Consider the following 16,986-nt stretch of genomic DNA (forward strand, 5'->3'; position numbering starts at 1 on the left):
AAGTCACGTGCGACTGCCGACTGTCCGCCGAACCGCCCCCGCGACGTCGTACGTTCCGTCGAGCATGAGGCGGGTGTACCATCCCGACAGACGCGCGAGCCAGTTCAGCAGTTGGAGTCCGACGAGGAGGACGAACACGCCGACGAACGCGACCGCTGCCGCCTCCACGAGGGTCGTGACACGCCAGGCATCGAGCCAGAATACCGTCTCGTAGCCGACGAGCAGGCGGTTCCAGCCGACGTACAGCGCGGGATGGAACTCCACCGGCCGATCGGCGACTACGCCGACGTATAGCCCCGGCTGATCGTAGTACAGCGGGACGAGCAGAAGGCTGACGCCGGTCGTCAGGGTGCTCGTGATCAGGGTGAACGCCGCCGCTCCGAGGATCAGTTTGGTCGGGAGGTACACAAGCGCCGTCCACGTGGTGCGGTCGGTCGCAAGCGACACGAGTCGCTCGCGGCGCGAGTCTCCGGGGAGCTCGGGCCCGGAGCGGTCTATCTCCACGTCGAGGAGCGCCGTCGCGAGCCATCGCTCGACCCCCGCCAGGCCGAGGGCGAACGCGACGAGGAGCGCGAGCAGCGGGATCCCGACGACCACGAACGCCAGCCCGATCCCCAGCGGGACGCCGACCGCGACGAGGAGGAAGTACGCGAACCCGAGCGGGACCGCCAGCGCGAGATACGTCAGGTTGCGATACGTCTGTCGGCGAAACGGCGACAGGAGAAACGAGGCGATCCCGCGCCGGGCGCCGACGCTCGCTCGGTGGGACATACACGCGAAACAGTCCGATTTGAGAACATAAACGTTCGGGTCGATCTGGAGGCGCTGCAACCGTGTGCTCGTCGTTTTGGACGTTGTCCGGGTATGTGGAGACGATGTGTCGACACCGATCGTGGATTCGGGACGCTTTTGCCGGCTGCTCGACACGACAGTGATCATGGCCGGGGACGACGGGGACGGGATCGTCGACCTCCTCGGCGACGACTACGCCCGGACGATCCTCCGGGAAACGTACGGAGATACGAAGTCCGTCGAGTCGCTCACGGAGGCGTGCGACGCCGACTCCTCGACCGTCTATCGCCGGGTTCAGCGGCTCCAGGACGCCGGCCTGCTGGAGGACGAACAGCAACTCGATCCGGATGGCCACCACTACAAGACGTATCGCGCCAGTGTCAGGGCTGTCCACCTCGAACTGTCCGACGACGGCTTCGAGGTGACGGTCGACCGACCCGAGCCCGACGCCGCGGACCGGTTCACGCGACTGTACGAGGGATTCAAATGACGGGTACGCTCGCAGCCCTGGCTACGCTCTCGGCGCTCCCGGCGCTCCAGACGGCGACCGGCGGGTCGCCGACGGTCGTCCTGCTGGTGTTCGCCATGCTGTTCGTGGCCGTCGTGCTCTCGCTGTACCTCGCCCGCCGCCTGTACGACGGCTACAGGGCCAGCGGCGGACGACGGCGGCTCCTGCTCGGCATCGGACTGGTGCTCGTGACGACGGTTCCGATCCTCCTGCGCCTGCTGCTGTCGAACGTTCCCGGAACCGACCCGGCGGTCCGCTCGCTCGCAGTGACAGCCAGCCAGCTTGTCGGGCTCCTCATCGTGCTGGGGGTGATCTATGACCGCCGTTGACGCGGGAACCCTGCTGTTCCTGACAGCCGCGGCGACGGCCCTCGCCGGTACCGCGGTCACCCTGACGGCGTACCGTGGGTATCACCGACACGACAGCGCCATGATGCGTTACCTCGCCGTCGGTATCGCCCTCGTCGCGGTCGCGCCGTTCCCCATCACGTACGGCGTCGCGCCCCTCGTCGGATTCGACGACGCGACGACGCTCCTCGCGGTGCTGTGTGCGAACGTCGCCGGCCTGCTCGCGCTGATCTACTCGCTTGACGGCACCTGACCGGGAACCCCTACTTGTACCCTTCGACGGTCCGGCGGGCGAACAGCCGGCGGTCCCGTTTTACCGGCCCTCGGACCGCAGTATCCGCCGTCGCATGACGACGACACCCTACCGGGACGCGCTCGCCTCGTTCGCCGGCGCGCCCCTCGATCCCCGCACGTACCGAAGCCTCCTGTATCTCGCGCTGGCGGTCCCGCTCGGGTTCGGCTACCTGATCGCGTTCTCGATCGCCGGGTCGCTTTCGCTGGGACTGAGCGTCACGATTCTCGGCCCGGTGGCGGTGCTGGGAACGCTGCTGCTTGCGGTCGCGGTTGTCTGGGCGGACGCGAAGCTGACAGCGGGCCTGCTCGGCGTCGAGGTGTCGCCGTGGTTCCCGTCGCGGGACCTCGGTGTCGTGGAGTTCTGCAAGCGGCTCGTGTTCGCCCGGCCGACGTGGACCGGCCTGCTGTACCTCTGCTGGCGGATGGTGCTGGCCGTGATCGCGCTCGTCGTGTTGACGACGGGTCTGTCGTTGGCGTCGGGGCTGCTGGTCGCGCCGCTCGCGTACGGCGAGTTCCTGCTGATCGACTATCAGATCGGGGTGTACCGCGTGAACACGCTGCCGCGAGCGCTCGGGGCCGCGGGGCTCGGCGCGCTCGTCGGCCTGCTCACGCTGTACGCCGCGAACCTCCTCGGACGCGTCGCCGCGGCGGTCACGTCGACGCTCGTCGGCGACGGACCCGTCGACACGAAGGACAGCGGAGACTCCGGCTCGGACGAGAACACCCGAACCGACGCCTGATACCCTGCCACGCTCTTTTCGGCTTATCGTTCCAGACGATCCACCCGTCGACCCGCACGGTCCGCCGTGGCGACCTCGACGTATGGCAGCTCGCGATCTGTGGAGACGGACGAGCGCGGATGCGACACAGTCGGCCGTCAAATGAATGCGATCAGCCCCGACGGAGAGCCATCGGCGAATCGATCGAAAACGAGGGGGAGGGCCGAAGCGAGGGGACCGCGTTCAGTTCAGCGGGGATTCAGTTCAGCGGGGAGACCGACGCGTCGCCGGTCCGGGTCTCGATGGCGAGGGCGGGGCCGCCGTCGCCGAGCGTGCCGGTCACGAGGTCGTCGCTCCGGGCTGCGTCCGACAGCGACACCCCGCTGACCGACACGTCGCCGGTGCCGGTGGTGACCCGCAAGTCGGCGTCAACGGCATCGCCGACCGCGACCGCGACGTCGCCGGTTCGAGACTCGACCCGAACGTCGCCGTCGAGATCGGGAACGTCGGCGGTCACGTCGCCGGTCTGGGTCCGGGCGCCCCGGATCGCGTCGGGACCGGTCACCGTCACGTCGCCGGTCGACGCCGCCGCCCGCACCGCCCCCGAGACGCCACGGAGGCGGACGTCGCCGGTGTCCGTCTCGGCGTCCACGTCGCCGTCGACGCCCTCGACGGAGACGTCGCCGACCGAACTCCGAACGGACGACACCGGGAGCGACCGGGGCAGCGTCACGTCGAACGACATCGACGGGCGGCCGCCGAAGAACTCCGTGTCCCCGGTGAACTCCGAACGGAGGACGAGGTCGCCCCCCGACCGTTCGACCCGAAAGGTGAGATCTGAGAGCTCGGCCGTGACGCTACTTGCTTGCTTCGTGATCCGAACGCCGATATCGTCGCGCTCTTCCGCACGGAGCGTCACGTCGCCCAGATCCGTTCGGGCGACGAGTCGCTCCGCGCCGTCGACGGGGACCGTCTCGGCGCGCTCGGTTCGCTTGCCGACGAACGGCGTCGCGCCGCTGCAGCCGGCGATCGATGCCAGGAGGGCCGTTGCGCCGCCCGCGAGGACGCGGCGACGCGTGAGGTGTCCGCTCACGTTCTCGCGTTCGACTGCCCACTCCTTCAAGCGATGACGAACCATGTTCGCTCGACAACTCGTGGCAACGTTTATATATAATCGTGATCAGCGAGCGCGAGCGACATACCGCGAGAAGTCCGGGTTCCCCGATTTGAACTCCTGCGGACGTGCTCGCTCCGCTGCGCGCGTCTTCCGTGCCCAAATCGGCTCACTGATCGCCTGCGTTGCTGCCGGCTCACTCACTTCGTTCGCTCGCGACGGCAGCAACAGAAGTCCGGGTTCCCCGATTTGAACGGGGGGCAAGCCGATCTACAGTCGGCTGCTCTACCAGGCTGAGCTAAACCCGGATACATGAACAGATACCCGCCGATTCGGACTTAAGGGTTCTCATTCGACCCCGCCTCGTCACGTCGAGTCACGGTTCCGTCGCGGGGTTTATCGCCCGCGCGAAACACCCGCAGCTATGGCCGATGACGAGAGCCGACAGGCGACGTTCGGCGCCGGCGGCGACCTCTCCGAGCGCGACCCCGACGCCGACGGCGCGAACGACTTCGGCGAGCCGAAGGGGGCCGACGAGACCGACGGCGGATACAACCGGTATGCAGTGTCGAGTCTGCTTCAGAAGGCGGTTCGGCGCTCGGACGAGGAGGTCGCCGCGTGGGCCGCGTGGGAGCTCGCGCGCTCGGGGTTCGCGTGGAACCTCTGGGACCGCCTCCACCTGTACGTCGTCGAGGACCTCCGCGCCGGGCAGGAGGTCGCGCTGCTCGTCGAGCGCTACGAGGAACTCGCGACCGAGCGCTGGGAGCCCGGCGAGTGGCGCGGCCGGATCTGTGCGGTCCACGCCGCCCTCGCGTGTGCCCGGGCGACCTCCTCGCGGGAGTCGCCGAACGCCGACGAGTTCTTCCGTAACGCCGCGGGGGCACGGACGGAGGCCCGCGAACGCGGCGAGGAACCGCAGATCGACTTCCCGGTCGGCGAGTTCGAACCCGGCGGAGAGTACGACGTCGCCTTTGACAAGCACACCGGCGAGGGCAGTCGGTTGGGCCGCGGCGGGGAGTTCTTCAAGACCCACGGCGCCCGAGTCGGTCCGGAGGGCGAGGACGACCGAAGCGCCCGCTGGCAGCGGCTGAACATGGCGCTCCACGAGGTGGACTTCTCCGAGGAGCAGATCGAGCACGCGACCGACCCGGTCGACTCGGACGCGAAGTGGGAGGAACCGTCGTTCGAGGACGGCGGGAACTAACTCGCGCGTCGAGTGGCCGGTCGGCGATGGCCTACTCGACGGTGCGCTCGTGGACGCGGACGCCCTTCTCCGCGAGGTGGTTCATCTGCCGCTGGGCGAAGTCCTCCTCGCTGGTCCCGCGGGTGGCGAGCACGTACACCAGCGCTGAGCCGGTTGGGCGCATCGTCCGGCCGGCGCGTTGGGCTCCCTGGCGGCGACTCCCGCCCAGTCCCGACGCGACGATCGCGAGCCCGGCGTTCGGCAGGTCGATCCCCTCGTCGGCGATCCGCGAGACGACGAGGGTGTCGCGCTCGCCCTGCCGGAACTCCTCGAACAGGCGCTGCCGGACGTGGTGGCGCGTCTCCCCGGAGACGAACGGGACGCCAAGCGCCGCCGCGAGCGCCTCGCCCTGGTCGAGGTAGTCGACGAACACGAGCGCCCTCGCGTCGCCGTGGCGCTCACGGAGGCGACGCACCTCGTCGGCCTTCGCGGGGTTGCGTGCGGCGGCCATGTGACGTTCACGGCCGTCGGCGCTGGCCCACTCGTTCTGTGCCTCGTCGTCGCGCCACGGCACGTACCGGATCTCGACCTCCGGCTCCTGGACGAAGCCGGCGTCGAACAGCGCACCCCAGTCGGTGCCGATCGGCGGGCCGATCAGCGTGAAGATCTCCTCCTCGTTGTCGTCCTCCCGTATCGGAGTCGCCGACAACCCGAGGCGGTGTTTGGTCTGAAGATCCGCGGCCCGACGGAATATCGGGGCGGGAATGTGGTGTGCTTCGTCCATGATCACGAGCCCCCACTCGCGGGAGTCGAACAACGAGCGGTGGCGGTCCATCCCCGCCGTCTGGTACGTCGCGATCGTTACCGGGGCGATCTCCTTTTCGCCGCCGTGGTACTCGCCGATCTGCTCGTCGTCGAGGTCGGTGTGTTCCAGCAGTTCGGCGTGCCACTGTCCCGCGAGTTCCCGCGAGGGGACGAGGATCAGCGTCTCGCCGCCGACCGCCTCCAGGGCACCCAGCGCGGCGACTGTCTTGCCCGACCCGGGCGGTGCGACGAACACTCCCGCCCGCTGCTCGATGAATCGGTCGACCCAGTCCGCCTGGTACGCCCGAAGCTCCGCCTTCAGCGTCACGTCGAGCGGGTCGCCCGACTCCAGGTCACGCTCGTCGATCACGGGGTAGCCCGCCTCGTACAGCACGCGCTTCACGTGGCCGATCTCGTGTTCGTTCACCCACGACTCCGTGTCCGAGAGGTCCGCCTGTAACACCGTCTCGTCGAGCTTCTGGCGGGCGACGTTGCCCATCAGCTCCTCCCGGTCCGCCTCGAGGATCACGTAGCCGTCCTCGTGGGTTCGCAGGCGGAACTGCCGGGCCCGCTTCCACTGGTTCTCGGCCCACTCCTCCAGATGCGGCGAGCGCCGCGGCAGCACCGACCGCATCCGCGCGAGCAACCCCGAGAACTCATCGAACGGCGCGGCCCAGACGTCCTCCTGCCGGATCTCATAGAGGTAGCCGCGGGTTCCCGGCTCCGTCCCCGTGGAGTCGACGAGGTGCGCGAAGTCGGCGAGCATCGCACGAGTGTACTGCGTCGGCTGATCGACCACGATCTGGCGCCGCGTCGGGAACATGACCACCCGCTCGCGCTCGGCGAGGTCGCCCCACGAGGTCGGGTAGTACACCACCGGATCGGGCTCCACGTCGACGCGCTCGACGGTCCCCTCCTCGGCGAGCGCGTCGAGGTGCTCGCGCGCCTCCGCCTGCGTTCGGTCGGTCTCTCGGGCGACCTGTGAGGCAGTGAGCACCGGACGCCGGGCCGCCTCGATCGCGTCGTAGAAGCCGCCGATCGTGAGGTCGGTGGCGGTCCCGTCAAGAGCGGTTTCATCGGGAACGGCCTCGTCGTCGGTCCCGTTGGCGACGCCGTCATCGACGATGTCGCCGTCCGCGCCGACGCCACCGTCGTCATCGCCCACGGGCGGCTCATCGCCGTCGTCAGTCATCACTCGCGGTTACGTCGCCGGCGCGTAAAGGAACCGTGCCTGGCGGCCGGCTTCGGATGGAAGCCGTGAAGTGGTGCTCCCCGCCGTCAGCGCGCGTCGCAGGGGAGCTCGCACAGTTCGCGTTTCGAGCGGAAGCGCGCGCCGCAGTCGACACACCCGACGTACCCGTCGCCGGCGGCGGTGCGGACGCGGTGGCCCCCGACCGCGAACGAACGGGTGACGACGCGCGGGCGGATCCGGCCGGGGATCTGTCGTTCCTTGTGCTCGGAGAGGTCCGCGCGCAGTTGGATCGTGTTGACGTCGGCGTCGTCCCAGCGGTCGGACGCCGTCGCGGCGTCCCAGTCGGCTATCTCCGTCCAGCCGGTGACGAGCACGGGAGAGGGAGTGTCCGTGTCGCCGATGACGATCACGAACCTGACGCCGTCGCGAACGATCGCGAACCGCCACCCGTCCGTGGAGTTCCACCGGAGCTGGCCGTTCCTGATCGCGTCGCCGGCGACGGGGAGCGTGATGTAGCGACCCTGCTGGCGCAGGCGATATCGGAAGTGGTCCGTCTGCGCGTACTGTCCGGGGTCGCGTTCGGGCGGGGCCGAGACGCCACGCGCCCGTTCGGGGGTCTCCGGCGTGTGGGTGCGTGCCCGGGTGTTCGTGGACGAGCCGCCGCGACCGGTGTGCGCCGACGCCGTGGGAACGTCAGCGGCGCCCTGTCGGGAAGCCACTATGTCGGGCACTGTGCACTCCGAGTATATACTTATTTCCCCGACAACACGGCGTTCCGACGCCGGTCGCGACGCGGACCGATCGGTATGGGGTCGCTAATCGCGGCGACGGGAACCAGTGGAGGGGAGGCGTTAGCCGAGGAGACCGAGCGCCTCGATGCGCTCGACGATCTCCTCGACCGCTTCCTCGGCGTCGTCGGTGCGCTTGCCGCCGGTGATGACGATCTTCCCCGAGCCGAACAGGAGGATCACCACGTCCGGCTCGTCCATCCGGTAGACGAGGCCGGGGAACTGCTCGGGCTCGTACTCGACGTCCTCGAGCCCGAGGCCGATCGCGAGGGCGTTGAGGTTGAGCTGGTGGCCCAGATCGGCCGACGAGACGATGTTCTGGACGGTGATGTCCGGGTCCTCCTCGACCGGAATCTTCAGCCCGCGGAGTTTCTCGAAGATGATCCCGAGGGCCTCGTGCACGTCGTCGATGCTCTTGGCGCCCGTACAGACGATCTTCCCGGACCGGAAGATGAGCGCGGCCGCCTTCGGTTCCTGCGTTCGGTACACCAGACCGGGAAAGTTGTCCGGGTTGAAGTCCGCGCCCGGAAGGTCCTCGGCCAGGGCTTCGAGGTCGAGCTCTTGCCCGATCCCCGTCGATGCTACAACGTTCTGAATCTCGATGGATTCTGCCGGGTCCGTCATGCGTCGTCGTTCCTCTGCGTTCCTTTATAAACCGTGGGGTTATAAAGCCGGGTGTCTCCGCGGTCGCCGCCTCCCGGTCATCGGTCGCTCGGAGGGTCGTTCGCCGAGCCGCCCGCGCCGCCACGCTCGACGAGCACCTGTCGGACCGCCGATACCCCACAGTCCGCGAGCGATGCCGCGTACGCAGGGGACAGATCGAATCGCTCGCAAGCGACGACGGCGCCGACGACGACCGGCGGCGCGCTCGCGTCGTCGCCAACGCCCTCGCCTGGGACGTGTGGTTCCGTCGCTGCCGGAGACGGTACCGGAGCCGAGCGGTCCCGCGTCGACTGCACATGGAGCCCAGTCAACGCAGTGAGCACCGCCGAGAGCGCCATCGAAGGCACACTCCGGGGCGAGTGAGAACGAGAGCGAGGCGACAGATCCGACGCGGACCCCCAGTCGTGACTGTCATCGAGCCGACCGAGTCCGCCGTCGGAGCCGGGCGGTCGTGCCCGGAGCGGCTCGAGCGCGCCGACGAGCGCGAGCGCGTCGCGCGACTCGCCGGCCGTCAGTGCGTGTTCGACGGCGGCGTTCTGCACGGCCGCGATCGGGCGTTCCGGGTCGTGCTCGCGGTTCATCGCTCGCGGACTGTGGGGAGCTCGGCGACGTGTGACATCACTTCCGAGGTCGTTCCCAGTAAATTTATGTCTGGCGCGTGTGCCGTTGATGGTAACATGTCCGGCGAGGCCGTCGAGCGTTCTGTCGGCGCGATCCACGCCGACGAGGCGTCGCTCGCGAGCGCGGCCGCCGCCGTCGGGGGCGTTCACGTCGCCCTCCTCGCCGACCGGTCGGTCGACGGGTGGCACCGCGCCGTCGAGGCGGCGGGGCCGTCCTCGTCCGGACGATCGTACCTCATCAGCGTCGAGGAGACGGTCCGCGGCGGTGCAGTCTCCCCCTCGCCAGGATCCGCCGGCCAGCCGATCGCCGGCGGAGTCGCCATCGGCACCGTCGAGGCCCCCCTCTCCGATCCGATCCAGTACCTCGAGACGGTGCTGTCCGACCTCGGCGACGACCCCGGCGCCGGCGGCACGGTCGTCGTCGACGACGTCGGCGCGCTTGTTCCCAGTGACGCCGACGTCGAGTCGATCATCTCGGGTCTCGTCGAGGCGGCCGCGGCATCGGGGCTGGAGTTCCACACGTCGACCGCGACCAACGACGACGACGCCGTCCTCTCGGCACTGTCTCGCCGGGTTCCGGCCGACGACGACGCCGAGCGGGCGCTCACGGAGCGGTTGATCGCGCACCTCCGCCGCAGCGACCCGACCAACTTCGGATACCTCCGAACCCACTGGCGCGAGGCGCGCCGGGGACTGACCGCGGTGGAGATGAGCTACCCGCAGTCGAAACAGATCCACGCGAGCATCCACGATCCGGAGACGACGCCCCGAACGCTCGGGGCGACGCTGCAGGCGCTCGTCACGCTCGGCGCGCTCGACGTGTGGGGCGACACCGTCGCGGCCAATCGGTACGACCTCACCCGGTACGACCCGACCCGCGTCGACACGATCGGGTCGCTTCTCACGAAGCCTGACGACTAGCTGACCGGCTGACGCGGCTCGTTACCGCGCACCGGCGAGGCGGTTTCCGTCGACTCACTCCTCCGGCGGGGCGAGCGAGTGGTCGACCACGTCGCCGCCGGGACGCATCGTCACCGTTCCCAGCGTCACCGTCTCTCCCTCCGCGGTCGTCCGCGCGACCGCGCGAAGCGTCTCCCGTTGGTCGAGTCGTTCCCAGGTAGCCACCTCGATCAGCCGCTGGAACTCGTCGGGGTCGCGCCATCCGGAGTCGATGTCGGAGGGGACGTGGACGACGAACCGGAACTCGTCGTTGGTCACGTGGATGCCGACGCCGAAGGTGTCGCCCTCGTCGTCGGCGGATCCCGGGGCTTCGGGGGCGGTCGGGTCGGCGTCGCCGGCGCCGTCGTCGCTCATCGATCCGAGGTTCTCAGCGGGGCCGCAAGAGTCCGTCGGGTGGGCGGCGACGCGTCGGAAGGGTGACGCGTCTGCAGTGACGGCGGCGACGCGTCTGCAGCGACGGCGGCGACGCGTCTGCAGTGACGGCGGCGACGCGTCCGAAGCTACATACCCGTTCGCGACCGACGCCGGAGTATGGCGATCGAAGTCGAGTGTCGGCTGTTCGGCCCCTTCCGCGAGGACGCCGGCGTCGAGACGGTCGTCCGTGAGACGGACGCTGCCACCGTCGGCGACCTCCTCCGGGAGCTCGAGCGGACCTACCCGGAACTCGGGAGACGGCTGGTCGACGAGGATCGGGAGACGATCGCCGGATCGACGGTGGTGACGAAGGCGAAAACGGACGTCCGCCACCTCGACGGCGTCGACACCGCGCTCGACGACGGCGACGTGATCCGGCTGGTTCCGTCCGTGTACGGGGGCTAACGCGGACGGCACCGCCGCGGCGAGTCGGCCTCGTCGCCGCCTCAGTCGTCGGCGGCGGCTCGGAATCCGACGGCGGCGTCCGAGGGCGAATCGAGCGCGTTCTCCGGGACGGTGCCGTCGGCGTTCCACCCGCGGGCCCCGTAGTACTCCGCGATCGCGGCGTCGAGGTCGGGCACCTCGTCGGCGTACGGAAGGCCGTCGTCCGCGGCGTCCGTCCCGCGCCGGTTGTTGAAGTGGCGCTCGCGGGCGACGACGCGGGCACCGATCTCTAGCAGGTGCTCGTAGTCGGTCTCCAACAGCGCGGCGAGGCGCTCGTCGGTGATATAGTCGCCGGCGAACGCGCAGACGATACCCGAGTCGCGGACGACGTTTCGGTTCTCCTCGTGGACCAGCCGTTCGGCCTTCCCGAGCGTGCCCTCGGGGTCGAGTTCGCCCGAGTACTCCAGCCCCAGCATCCCCGCGTACATGTGGTCGGCGCCGCGGTTCGCGACGGCGTACGAGAGCCCCTGCCCGTGGAGGACGCGGCCGTCGTGGGCGGCGAACTCCATCCCCTTCACCGTGTAGTCGGTCACGCCCAACTGCTCGTGGGCGCGGTGGACGCCCTCCGCGAGGAGGTCGCCGCGGTCGGTCTCGCGGGTCGCGATCTCCCGGAGCACCTCCCGTGCCAACTCGGCGTCCCCGAACGCCTCCTCGCTCTTGAGGTAGGCGGCGACCGTGACGCCCGCGGAGATGGTGTCCATCCCGAGTTCGTCACACAGCTCGTTGGCCTCCATCACGTCGACGATGTCGCCGACGCCCTGACACGAGCCGAACGCGTAGACGGTCTCGAACTCCGGCCCCTCGGTCTCGATACCGCGCTCCTCGTCGCGGGTCGGGAGCTTACACGCGTACGCACACTGCGAGCAGGCGCCCTTCCTGTACTTCTTCTCCTCGACAGCGTTCCCGCCGATGGCCGCCGCGGACTCGAACTCGTACTCGTCGAAGTAGCGCGTCGGGAGCGCGAAGTTGTCGTTGATGAACTCCGTCCCCCCGGTCGTCCCCTGGCGCTTCATCCGGTCGTCCGAGGTCGCGGCCTCCCGATGAACGTCCATCGCGGGCGGGTTCGACACCTCGATGTCGGGGCGGGCGCTGCCGTCGCCGGCGAACGTGACGCACTTCACGTTCTTGCTCCCGAGGACGGCGCCGAGGCCGCCGCGACCGAACGCCCGGGAGTCGAACGTCATCACCGAGGCGAACCGGACGAGGTTCTCGCCGGCCGGCCCGATCGTGATGCAGTGTTCCGGGCCGAGGTCGTGTTCGTCGGCCATGTACTCGGACACCGCGGACACCTCAGCGCCCGACAACTCGGGCACGCTCTCGAAGGAGACGCCGTCGTCGCGGACGTGGATCGCGAGCGGCTCGTCGCTCGCGCCGACGAACTCGACGACCGAGTACCCCGTGTCCGCGAAGTTGCGCGAGAGGTAGCCGCCGGCGTTCGTCGACGCGAGCCCGTCCGTCAGCGGCGACAGCCCCGTCATGTTCATGCGGCCGGTGAAGCTCATCCGGCTCACTTGGAGCGGTCCGGTCGAGAGGTACGCGCGGTTCTCGGGGCCGAACGGGTCGGCGTCGGCGGGAATGCGCTCGTGTGCCAGCGCCGTCGCGGCCGCGCGACCGCCGATGAACTCCGAGAGCGTCTCCGAGATGTCCGTCTCCTCGACGGCGCGCTCGGTTACGTCGACCGTCAAAAGCGGTCCCTTCGCGGTGAGCATACACGCCGGTTTCGGCGCTCGGAATAAAACGGTACCTCTGTCGACGGGGCGAGACGACGCTTCAGACGGTGTCGGTGGGGTCGTGGGCGTCCGCCATCCGATCGGCCTCCGCGGCGTAGCGCTCGCGGTTCGCCTCGTCGGTCCGACCGAGTTCGTCCGCGGTGACGACCTGCGACACCGGCGTCTCGCGCTCGTCGGTGAAACTCGTCAGCGCGCGCTCCTTGCGGAAGTAGCGCTCGCCCGTCTCGTCGGCGTACACGAGGATGACGATGTTCAGTTCGTCGTCGCCGTACGTCCGCTCGACGAGCCACACACGGATCTCCTCGCTACCGTCGGTGGCCTCCTCGCGCGGTTCAGCGCTCATGTCCGAATATCGCCGCGTCAGAGTAAAAATGACCTGTCGAGTCCCGGCGTTCGAGACTCGAAGAGTTCGGCGGTTCACACCGGGTGCAGGGGGTCACCGCGGCTGACGCGACGCGAACGTTCATCTGCGATACCGGGTGCACTCGCGGTATCACCTGAACACGATCGCTGGGTGCACGCGGGTGTGCGACGCCTCGCCCAGCGAATCGCAGCGGGAACGACGGCGCAGATCGGCCGAGCGCCGTCGAACTCGCGATACCGGCGTCGCCTGTCAGCACTCCCCGTAAGTCGAAGCGCGGCCCTCCGTTTGGGGACTCGAACAGCAGACGCTGTCTGCCGATCGCAACTCCTGACGGTCGGCGCGACGGCCGTCAGTCGTCGGTCGGTGCGACGGTCGCGTCCGAGCGATCCTCGTCCTCGTCGTCGTCGCCGACGGGTACCTCGCCGCGGGGGTCGGCGTCGCGCCAGGTTCCGCGCCGGTACCAGAGGTACGCGATGATCGCGCCGGCGGTGTTCGAGACCGCGAACGCCATCCAGATCCCGGTCGACCCGAACGCGGGCAGCGGGAGGCCGAGGATGTCGGGTCTCGCCAGCCCCAGCGCCACGGGCAGCCGGATGAACCCGAGCATCAAAACGGAGATGGCGGCGGCGGTCATGGTCTTGCCGGCGCCCCGGAAGCTGCCGGTGTAGGCGCGCATGACGCCGATAAACCCGAACGTCGGCGCGACCCAGCGCAGGAAGTCGGCGGTCACGGCGACCACCGCGGGGTCGTCGGTGAACACCGCCGCGATCGGCCGGGCCGTGAGGATCACCACGATCCCGAGGCCGCCGAGGATCGCCAACATCGTCTTGGCGGCGATCCCGGCGGCCGTCGCCGCACGGTCGGGCTTCTCGGCGCCGATGTTCTGTCCGGTCATCGTTTCGACCCCGCGGGCGACGGCGATCGCCGGGAGGAAGATGACCGAGAACACGCGGACGCCGATCCCGTAGCCGGCGACGACCGTCGTCGGGAACAGCCCGACGATGACGAGCATCAGGTTCACCGACAGCGACCGGCCGGTCCCCTCGATCGAGGCGGGAACGCCGATGCGGACGATCTTCTTCGCGTACGTGAGGTTCGGCACCATGTCCGCGGGGGTGATCTGCACGCCGCGGGTGCCCCGGAGCATGATCGCCATGCCGACGACGAACGCCAGCGCCCGCGAGAAGATGGTCGCGTAGGCGGCGCCGGCGACGCCGAGCTCGGGAAAGATCCACCACCCGAAGATGAGGAACGGGTCGATGACGATGTTCACGACGACCGTGAGCAGCATCACCAGCATCGGCGTGATCGTGTCCCCGTAGCCGCGCATGAGCGCGGTGAACACGAAGAACCCGAACATGAACACCAGCCCCGAGGAGATGACCCGCATGTAGTCCGTCGCGAGCGGGAGCACCTCGGGCGACGCGCCGAGCAGGCCGAGCAGATCCCCGACGATGAAGTAGCCAACGCCGCCGAGGACGAGCGAGACGATGATCGCGAACGAGACCGTCTGAGAGGCGGCGTACTTCGCCTCCTCCTCCTCGTCCGCGCCGATGTGTTGTGCCACGAGCACCGACCCCGCGACGGTGACCCCCATCCCGAGCGAGAACAGGAGAAACACCATCGGGAACGCGAACGAGATGGCCGCCAACGCCTCGGTGCTGTAGCGGCCGAGCCACAGCGTGTCGGCGAGGTTGTACGCCGTCTGCAGGAGATTGGTGACGACGATCGGCAGCGAGAGGTAAAACAGCGGCTTGCCGATGCTCCCGTCGGTGAGATCGAACTCGTCTCGCCCCTTGAACACCGACGAGAGGCGGTCCGGAACCGTCATCCGGATCCCACCACGTCGTCCGATCCGTTACCCGTGATCGCGTCGCCGTCGGCCGTCGCGGTCGCCTGCTCGCCGGTCGCCTCGACGCCGATAGGAACGGTCGCGTCGTCGACGAGCAGGTCGAGCAGGTCCTCGACGAGGTGCTCGCGCATCGTCACCACGTCGGCGCCGATGGCTGCTGCACGCGTCCACGTCCCGTGGATATAGGTGAGGACGTGTTCGGCGACCGCTTCGGGCTCCGTCCCTTCGTCGTACTGTCCGTCCTCGATCGCCTCCCGCACCAGGTCGGCGATCTCGGTGCGGAGATCGGAGTCGAATCGGCGCAGGATCTCGCGGTAGCCGTCGCGGTACGGCGCCTGCGCTTTGATCTCCATGAACGCCGTATTGAAGTGGTGTTCGGACCCCTCGTCCACGGGATCGAGCACCCGGCGAACGAGCGCGACCAACTGCTCGACCGGGGTCCCCTCGGGGTGATCGGCGATCTTCTCCGCGAACCCTTCGTGAAGGTACGCGAGGAACTCCCGAAAGAGGTCGTCCTTCCCGTCGAAGTGGTAGTGGAGGGCCGCCTTGCTCTTGTCCGTCTCGTCGGCGATGTCCTGCATGGTGAGGTCGGCGTACCCGTGCGTACACAGCGCGCGGTACGTCGCCTCCATGAACGCCGTCCGTGTGTCCTGCTCTTGACTCATCGTGAGGTTCGAAGTGCGACAGCGAGGTCCCGACGGACCGGTCGTCGCGTCTATCCTAGCTAACTGGCCAGTCAGTCAAAAATGGTTCGGATTCGGAGAGGTTCGGGATACGCTGTCATGCGTCGTTCGCTCTCTTCCCGTCGGTTGGCACCGTCGATGTCACACCTCGGGCACGTCGCCGGCTATAACTGCGTTCGTGTCGCCGTAGCGGTATGGGCGAGCACAGGTTCCTGTTTGTCTCCGCCGACGCCGCACTGATCACCGACCTCGCGTGGCAAGTTCACAAAGAAGGCCACGACGTCAAGTACTACATCGAAGCCGAGAGTGACACGGAGATCGGCGATGGTTTCGTGCCCAAAGCCGACGATTGGCGCGCGGAGGTCGAGTGGGCCGACGTCATCGTTTTCGACGACATCTGGGTTGGATCAGATATCGGGACAGGCAAACTCGCTCAGGAACTCCGTGAGCAAGGCAAAGCTGTCGTCGGTGGGACGCCGAACACCGATCACCTCGAAGAAGATCGCGGCTACGCGATGGAGATCCTCGAAGCGCACGGTGTCAACACCGTCGAGCACCACATCTTCCACGACTTCGACGCAGGCATTCAACACGTTCAGGAGAATCCGGCTCCGTACGTCATCAAGCCACTCGGCGAAGTCCAGAACGTGAAACGACTGCTCTACGTCGGCAACGAGGACGACGGCAGCGACGTCGTAGACGTGCTTCGGGCGTACAAGAAGGCGTGGGGCCACCGGATGAAGGGGTTCCAGCTCCAGCGGAAAGTCGACGGTGTGGAGATCGCCATCTGCGGGTTCTTCAACGGCAACGAGTTCATCGATCAGGTCAACTTCAATTTCGAGCACAAGAAATTGTTCCCGGGAAACATCGGCCCCCAGACCGGCGAGATGGGCACGTCGATGTTCTGGGCCGGGCAGAACAAACTGTTCAAAGAGACCTTCGGGAAACTCGAAGAGTGGCTCGCGGAGGAGGGCTACGTCGGGAGTATCGACATCAACTGCATCGTGAACGAGACCGGCATCTATCCATTGGAGTTCACGCCGCGGTTCGGGTATCCGACGATCGCGTTGCAGGAAGAGTCGATCGAGTCGTCTACTGGCGAGTTTTTCTACGACCTCGCACACGGCAACAACCCCGAACTAGAGGTGCACAACGGATACCAGATCGGCGTTCGGGTCGTCCTCCCGCCGTTCCCGTTCGATGACGAGAAGACGTACGACGAGAACTCTCGAAACGCGGTGGTGGTGTTCGAGACGGACAGCCGAGAAGGGATCCACCTAGAAGACACGAAGAACGTCGATGGCCAGTGGCGGGCGGCCGGTAACAACGGGATGCCGATCGTCGTGACGGGCAAAGGAGATACGATGCACGCGGCGCGCGAGCAGGCGTACGACCGGATCGACGACATCGTCATGCCCAACATGTACTACCGCGACGACGTCGGCGAGCGCTGGATCGACGGCGACGGCGACCGCCTTCAGGCGTGGGGATACCTCGGACCGGCGTAGGCCGTTC

The 16,986-nt window shown here is 68.1% G+C and carries 18 protein-coding genes and 1 tRNA gene; 8 read left to right on the top strand and 11 right to left on the bottom strand.

Annotation, left to right across the window (positions count from 1 at the left end; genetic code table 11):
• Positions 1-3: 3 nt before the first annotated feature.
• Positions 4-771: a sensor domain-containing protein gene (locus ABJD39_RS14155; RefSeq protein ID WP_348610025.1), complete on the bottom strand. Its 768-nt coding sequence runs from the start codon at positions 769-771 to the stop codon at positions 4-6.
• 166 nt (positions 772-937) lie between these two features.
• Between ABJD39_RS14155 and ABJD39_RS14160 the strand changes: the two genes are divergently transcribed.
• The 4 genes from ABJD39_RS14160 (at position 938) to ABJD39_RS14175 (ending at position 2,681) form a co-directional block, all read left to right on the top strand.
• Positions 938-1,282 (top strand): helix-turn-helix domain-containing protein, encoded by a 345-nt coding sequence (locus tag ABJD39_RS14160; RefSeq protein ID WP_348610028.1) that lies wholly within the window; start codon positions 938-940, stop codon positions 1,280-1,282.
• The gene (locus ABJD39_RS14165) at positions 1,279-1,629 is read left to right on the top strand and encodes a hypothetical protein (RefSeq protein WP_348610031.1); all 351 of its coding nucleotides are present in this window, start codon (positions 1,279-1,281) and stop codon (positions 1,627-1,629) included. The genes ABJD39_RS14160 and ABJD39_RS14165 overlap by 4 nt, the downstream gene beginning before the upstream one ends.
• On the top strand, positions 1,616-1,900 hold the full coding sequence (locus ABJD39_RS14170) for a DUF7521 family protein (protein WP_348610034.1): 285 nt from the start codon (positions 1,616-1,618) through the stop codon (positions 1,898-1,900). Before ABJD39_RS14165 ends, ABJD39_RS14170 begins: the two co-directional genes overlap by 14 nt.
• Positions 1,901-1,994: 94 nt before the next feature.
• The gene (locus ABJD39_RS14175) at positions 1,995-2,681 is read left to right on the top strand and encodes a sensor domain-containing protein (RefSeq protein WP_348610037.1); all 687 of its coding nucleotides are present in this window, start codon (positions 1,995-1,997) and stop codon (positions 2,679-2,681) included.
• A gap of 238 nt (positions 2,682-2,919) precedes the next feature.
• Here the strand turns inward: ABJD39_RS14175 and ABJD39_RS14180 are convergent, their stop codons facing one another.
• Complete coding sequence (locus ABJD39_RS14180) at positions 2,920-3,798, bottom strand: DUF4097 family beta strand repeat-containing protein (RefSeq protein WP_348610039.1); 879 nt, start codon at positions 3,796-3,798, stop codon at positions 2,920-2,922.
• Positions 3,799-4,008: 210 nt separating this feature from the next.
• Positions 4,009-4,082 (bottom strand) — tRNA-Tyr (locus ABJD39_RS14185).
• A gap of 116 nt (positions 4,083-4,198) precedes the next feature.
• On the opposite strand from ABJD39_RS14185, the gene ABJD39_RS14190 reads away from it, so the two are divergent.
• Positions 4,199-4,978 carry a hypothetical protein gene (locus ABJD39_RS14190; RefSeq protein WP_348610042.1) on the top strand — a complete coding sequence of 260 codons (780 nt, stop codon included), beginning with the start codon at positions 4,199-4,201 and terminating at the stop codon, positions 4,976-4,978.
• A 31-nt stretch (positions 4,979-5,009) separates the two neighbouring features.
• Here ABJD39_RS14190 and ABJD39_RS14195 read toward each other — a convergent pair whose 3' ends face one another.
• The 3 genes from ABJD39_RS14195 to ABJD39_RS14205 all read right to left on the bottom strand — a co-directional run bounded on the left by ABJD39_RS14195 (position 5,010) and on the right by ABJD39_RS14205 (position 8,365).
• On the bottom strand, positions 5,010-6,953 hold the full coding sequence (locus ABJD39_RS14195) for a DEAD/DEAH box helicase family protein (protein ID WP_348610045.1): 1,944 nt from the start codon (positions 6,951-6,953) through the stop codon (positions 5,010-5,012).
• Between the two features lie 86 nt (positions 6,954-7,039).
• Complete coding sequence (locus tag ABJD39_RS14200; RefSeq protein ID WP_348610048.1) at positions 7,040-7,672, bottom strand: hypothetical protein; 633 nt, start codon at positions 7,670-7,672, stop codon at positions 7,040-7,042.
• A 132-nt stretch (positions 7,673-7,804) separates the two neighbouring features.
• A complete protein-coding gene (locus ABJD39_RS14205) occupies positions 7,805-8,365 on the bottom strand; it encodes a TATA-box-binding protein (protein ID WP_348610051.1) in 561 nt (186 codons plus the stop codon).
• A gap of 443 nt (positions 8,366-8,808) precedes the next feature.
• Between ABJD39_RS14205 and ABJD39_RS14210 the strand changes: the two genes are divergently transcribed.
• Positions 8,809-9,945: a hypothetical protein gene (locus ABJD39_RS14210; protein WP_348610054.1), complete on the top strand. Its 1,137-nt coding sequence runs from the start codon at positions 8,809-8,811 to the stop codon at positions 9,943-9,945.
• A gap of 54 nt (positions 9,946-9,999) precedes the next feature.
• Here the strand turns inward: ABJD39_RS14210 and ABJD39_RS14215 are convergent, their stop codons facing one another.
• Positions 10,000-10,338, bottom strand: coding sequence for a hypothetical protein (locus ABJD39_RS14215; protein WP_348610057.1), 339 nt, complete (start codon positions 10,336-10,338; stop codon positions 10,000-10,002).
• 183 nt (positions 10,339-10,521) lie between these two features.
• Between ABJD39_RS14215 and ABJD39_RS14220 the strand changes: the two genes are divergently transcribed.
• Positions 10,522-10,803, top strand: coding sequence for a ubiquitin-like small modifier protein 1 (locus ABJD39_RS14220; RefSeq protein ID WP_348613656.1), 282 nt, complete (start codon positions 10,522-10,524; stop codon positions 10,801-10,803).
• Positions 10,804-10,844: 41 nt separating this feature from the next.
• Here ABJD39_RS14220 and ABJD39_RS14225 read toward each other — a convergent pair whose 3' ends face one another.
• The 4 genes from ABJD39_RS14225 to ABJD39_RS14240 form a co-directional block, all read right to left on the bottom strand.
• On the bottom strand, positions 10,845-12,551 hold the full coding sequence (locus tag ABJD39_RS14225; protein ID WP_348610060.1) for an aldehyde ferredoxin oxidoreductase C-terminal domain-containing protein: 1,707 nt from the start codon (positions 12,549-12,551) through the stop codon (positions 10,845-10,847).
• A gap of 61 nt (positions 12,552-12,612) precedes the next feature.
• Complete coding sequence (locus ABJD39_RS14230; protein WP_348610063.1) at positions 12,613-12,915, bottom strand: hypothetical protein; 303 nt, start codon at positions 12,913-12,915, stop codon at positions 12,613-12,615.
• Positions 12,916-13,285: 370 nt separating this feature from the next.
• Positions 13,286-14,767, bottom strand: coding sequence for an MATE family efflux transporter (locus ABJD39_RS14235; RefSeq protein ID WP_348610066.1), 1,482 nt, complete (start codon positions 14,765-14,767; stop codon positions 13,286-13,288).
• Entirely contained in the window at positions 14,764-15,453 is a 690-nt protein-coding gene (locus ABJD39_RS14240; protein WP_348610069.1) for a TetR/AcrR family transcriptional regulator, read from the bottom strand. Before ABJD39_RS14240 ends, ABJD39_RS14235 begins: the two co-directional genes overlap by 4 nt.
• A gap of 212 nt (positions 15,454-15,665) precedes the next feature.
• Here ABJD39_RS14240 and ABJD39_RS14245 point away from each other — a divergent pair, with 212 nt between their 5' ends.
• The gene (locus tag ABJD39_RS14245; RefSeq protein WP_348610072.1) at positions 15,666-16,979 is read left to right on the top strand and encodes a phosphoribosylamine--glycine ligase; all 1,314 of its coding nucleotides are present in this window, start codon (positions 15,666-15,668) and stop codon (positions 16,977-16,979) included.
• Positions 16,980-16,986: the final 7 nt, after the last annotated feature.

The organism is Halobaculum rarum (assembly GCF_040025155.1).
Taxonomy (GTDB): domain Archaea; phylum Halobacteriota; class Halobacteria; order Halobacteriales; family Haloferacaceae; genus Halobaculum; species Halobaculum rarum.

Excerpts from the sequence above, each read along its gene's own strand:
- ABJD39_RS14155 (WP_348610025.1), bottom strand. The coding sequence starts at position 771 with ATGTCCCACCGAGCGAGCGTCGGCGCCCGGCGCGGGATCGCCTCGTTT.
- ABJD39_RS14160 (WP_348610028.1), top strand. The coding sequence starts at position 938 with ATGGCCGGGGACGACGGGGACGGGATCGTCGACCTCCTCGGCGACGAC.
- ABJD39_RS14165 (WP_348610031.1), top strand. The coding sequence starts at position 1,279 with ATGACGGGTACGCTCGCAGCCCTGGCTACGCTCTCGGCGCTCCCGGCG.
- ABJD39_RS14170 (WP_348610034.1), top strand. The coding sequence starts at position 1,616 with ATGACCGCCGTTGACGCGGGAACCCTGCTGTTCCTGACAGCCGCGGCG.
- ABJD39_RS14175 (WP_348610037.1), top strand. The coding sequence starts at position 1,995 with ATGACGACGACACCCTACCGGGACGCGCTCGCCTCGTTCGCCGGCGCG.
- ABJD39_RS14180 (WP_348610039.1), bottom strand. The coding sequence starts at position 3,798 with ATGGTTCGTCATCGCTTGAAGGAGTGGGCAGTCGAACGCGAGAACGTG.
- ABJD39_RS14190 (WP_348610042.1), top strand. The coding sequence starts at position 4,199 with ATGGCCGATGACGAGAGCCGACAGGCGACGTTCGGCGCCGGCGGCGAC.
- ABJD39_RS14195 (WP_348610045.1), bottom strand. The coding sequence starts at position 6,953 with ATGACTGACGACGGCGATGAGCCGCCCGTGGGCGATGACGACGGTGGC.
- ABJD39_RS14205 (WP_348610051.1), bottom strand. The coding sequence starts at position 8,365 with ATGACGGACCCGGCAGAATCCATCGAGATTCAGAACGTTGTAGCATCG.
- ABJD39_RS14215 (WP_348610057.1), bottom strand. The coding sequence starts at position 10,338 with ATGAGCGACGACGGCGCCGGCGACGCCGACCCGACCGCCCCCGAAGCC.
- ABJD39_RS14225 (WP_348610060.1), bottom strand. The coding sequence starts at position 12,551 with ATGCTCACCGCGAAGGGACCGCTTTTGACGGTCGACGTAACCGAGCGC.
- ABJD39_RS14230 (WP_348610063.1), bottom strand. The coding sequence starts at position 12,915 with ATGAGCGCTGAACCGCGCGAGGAGGCCACCGACGGTAGCGAGGAGATC.
- ABJD39_RS14235 (WP_348610066.1), bottom strand. The coding sequence starts at position 14,767 with ATGACGGTTCCGGACCGCCTCTCGTCGGTGTTCAAGGGGCGAGACGAG.
- ABJD39_RS14240 (WP_348610069.1), bottom strand. The coding sequence starts at position 15,453 with ATGAGTCAAGAGCAGGACACACGGACGGCGTTCATGGAGGCGACGTAC.
- ABJD39_RS14245 (WP_348610072.1), top strand. The coding sequence starts at position 15,666 with ATGGGCGAGCACAGGTTCCTGTTTGTCTCCGCCGACGCCGCACTGATC.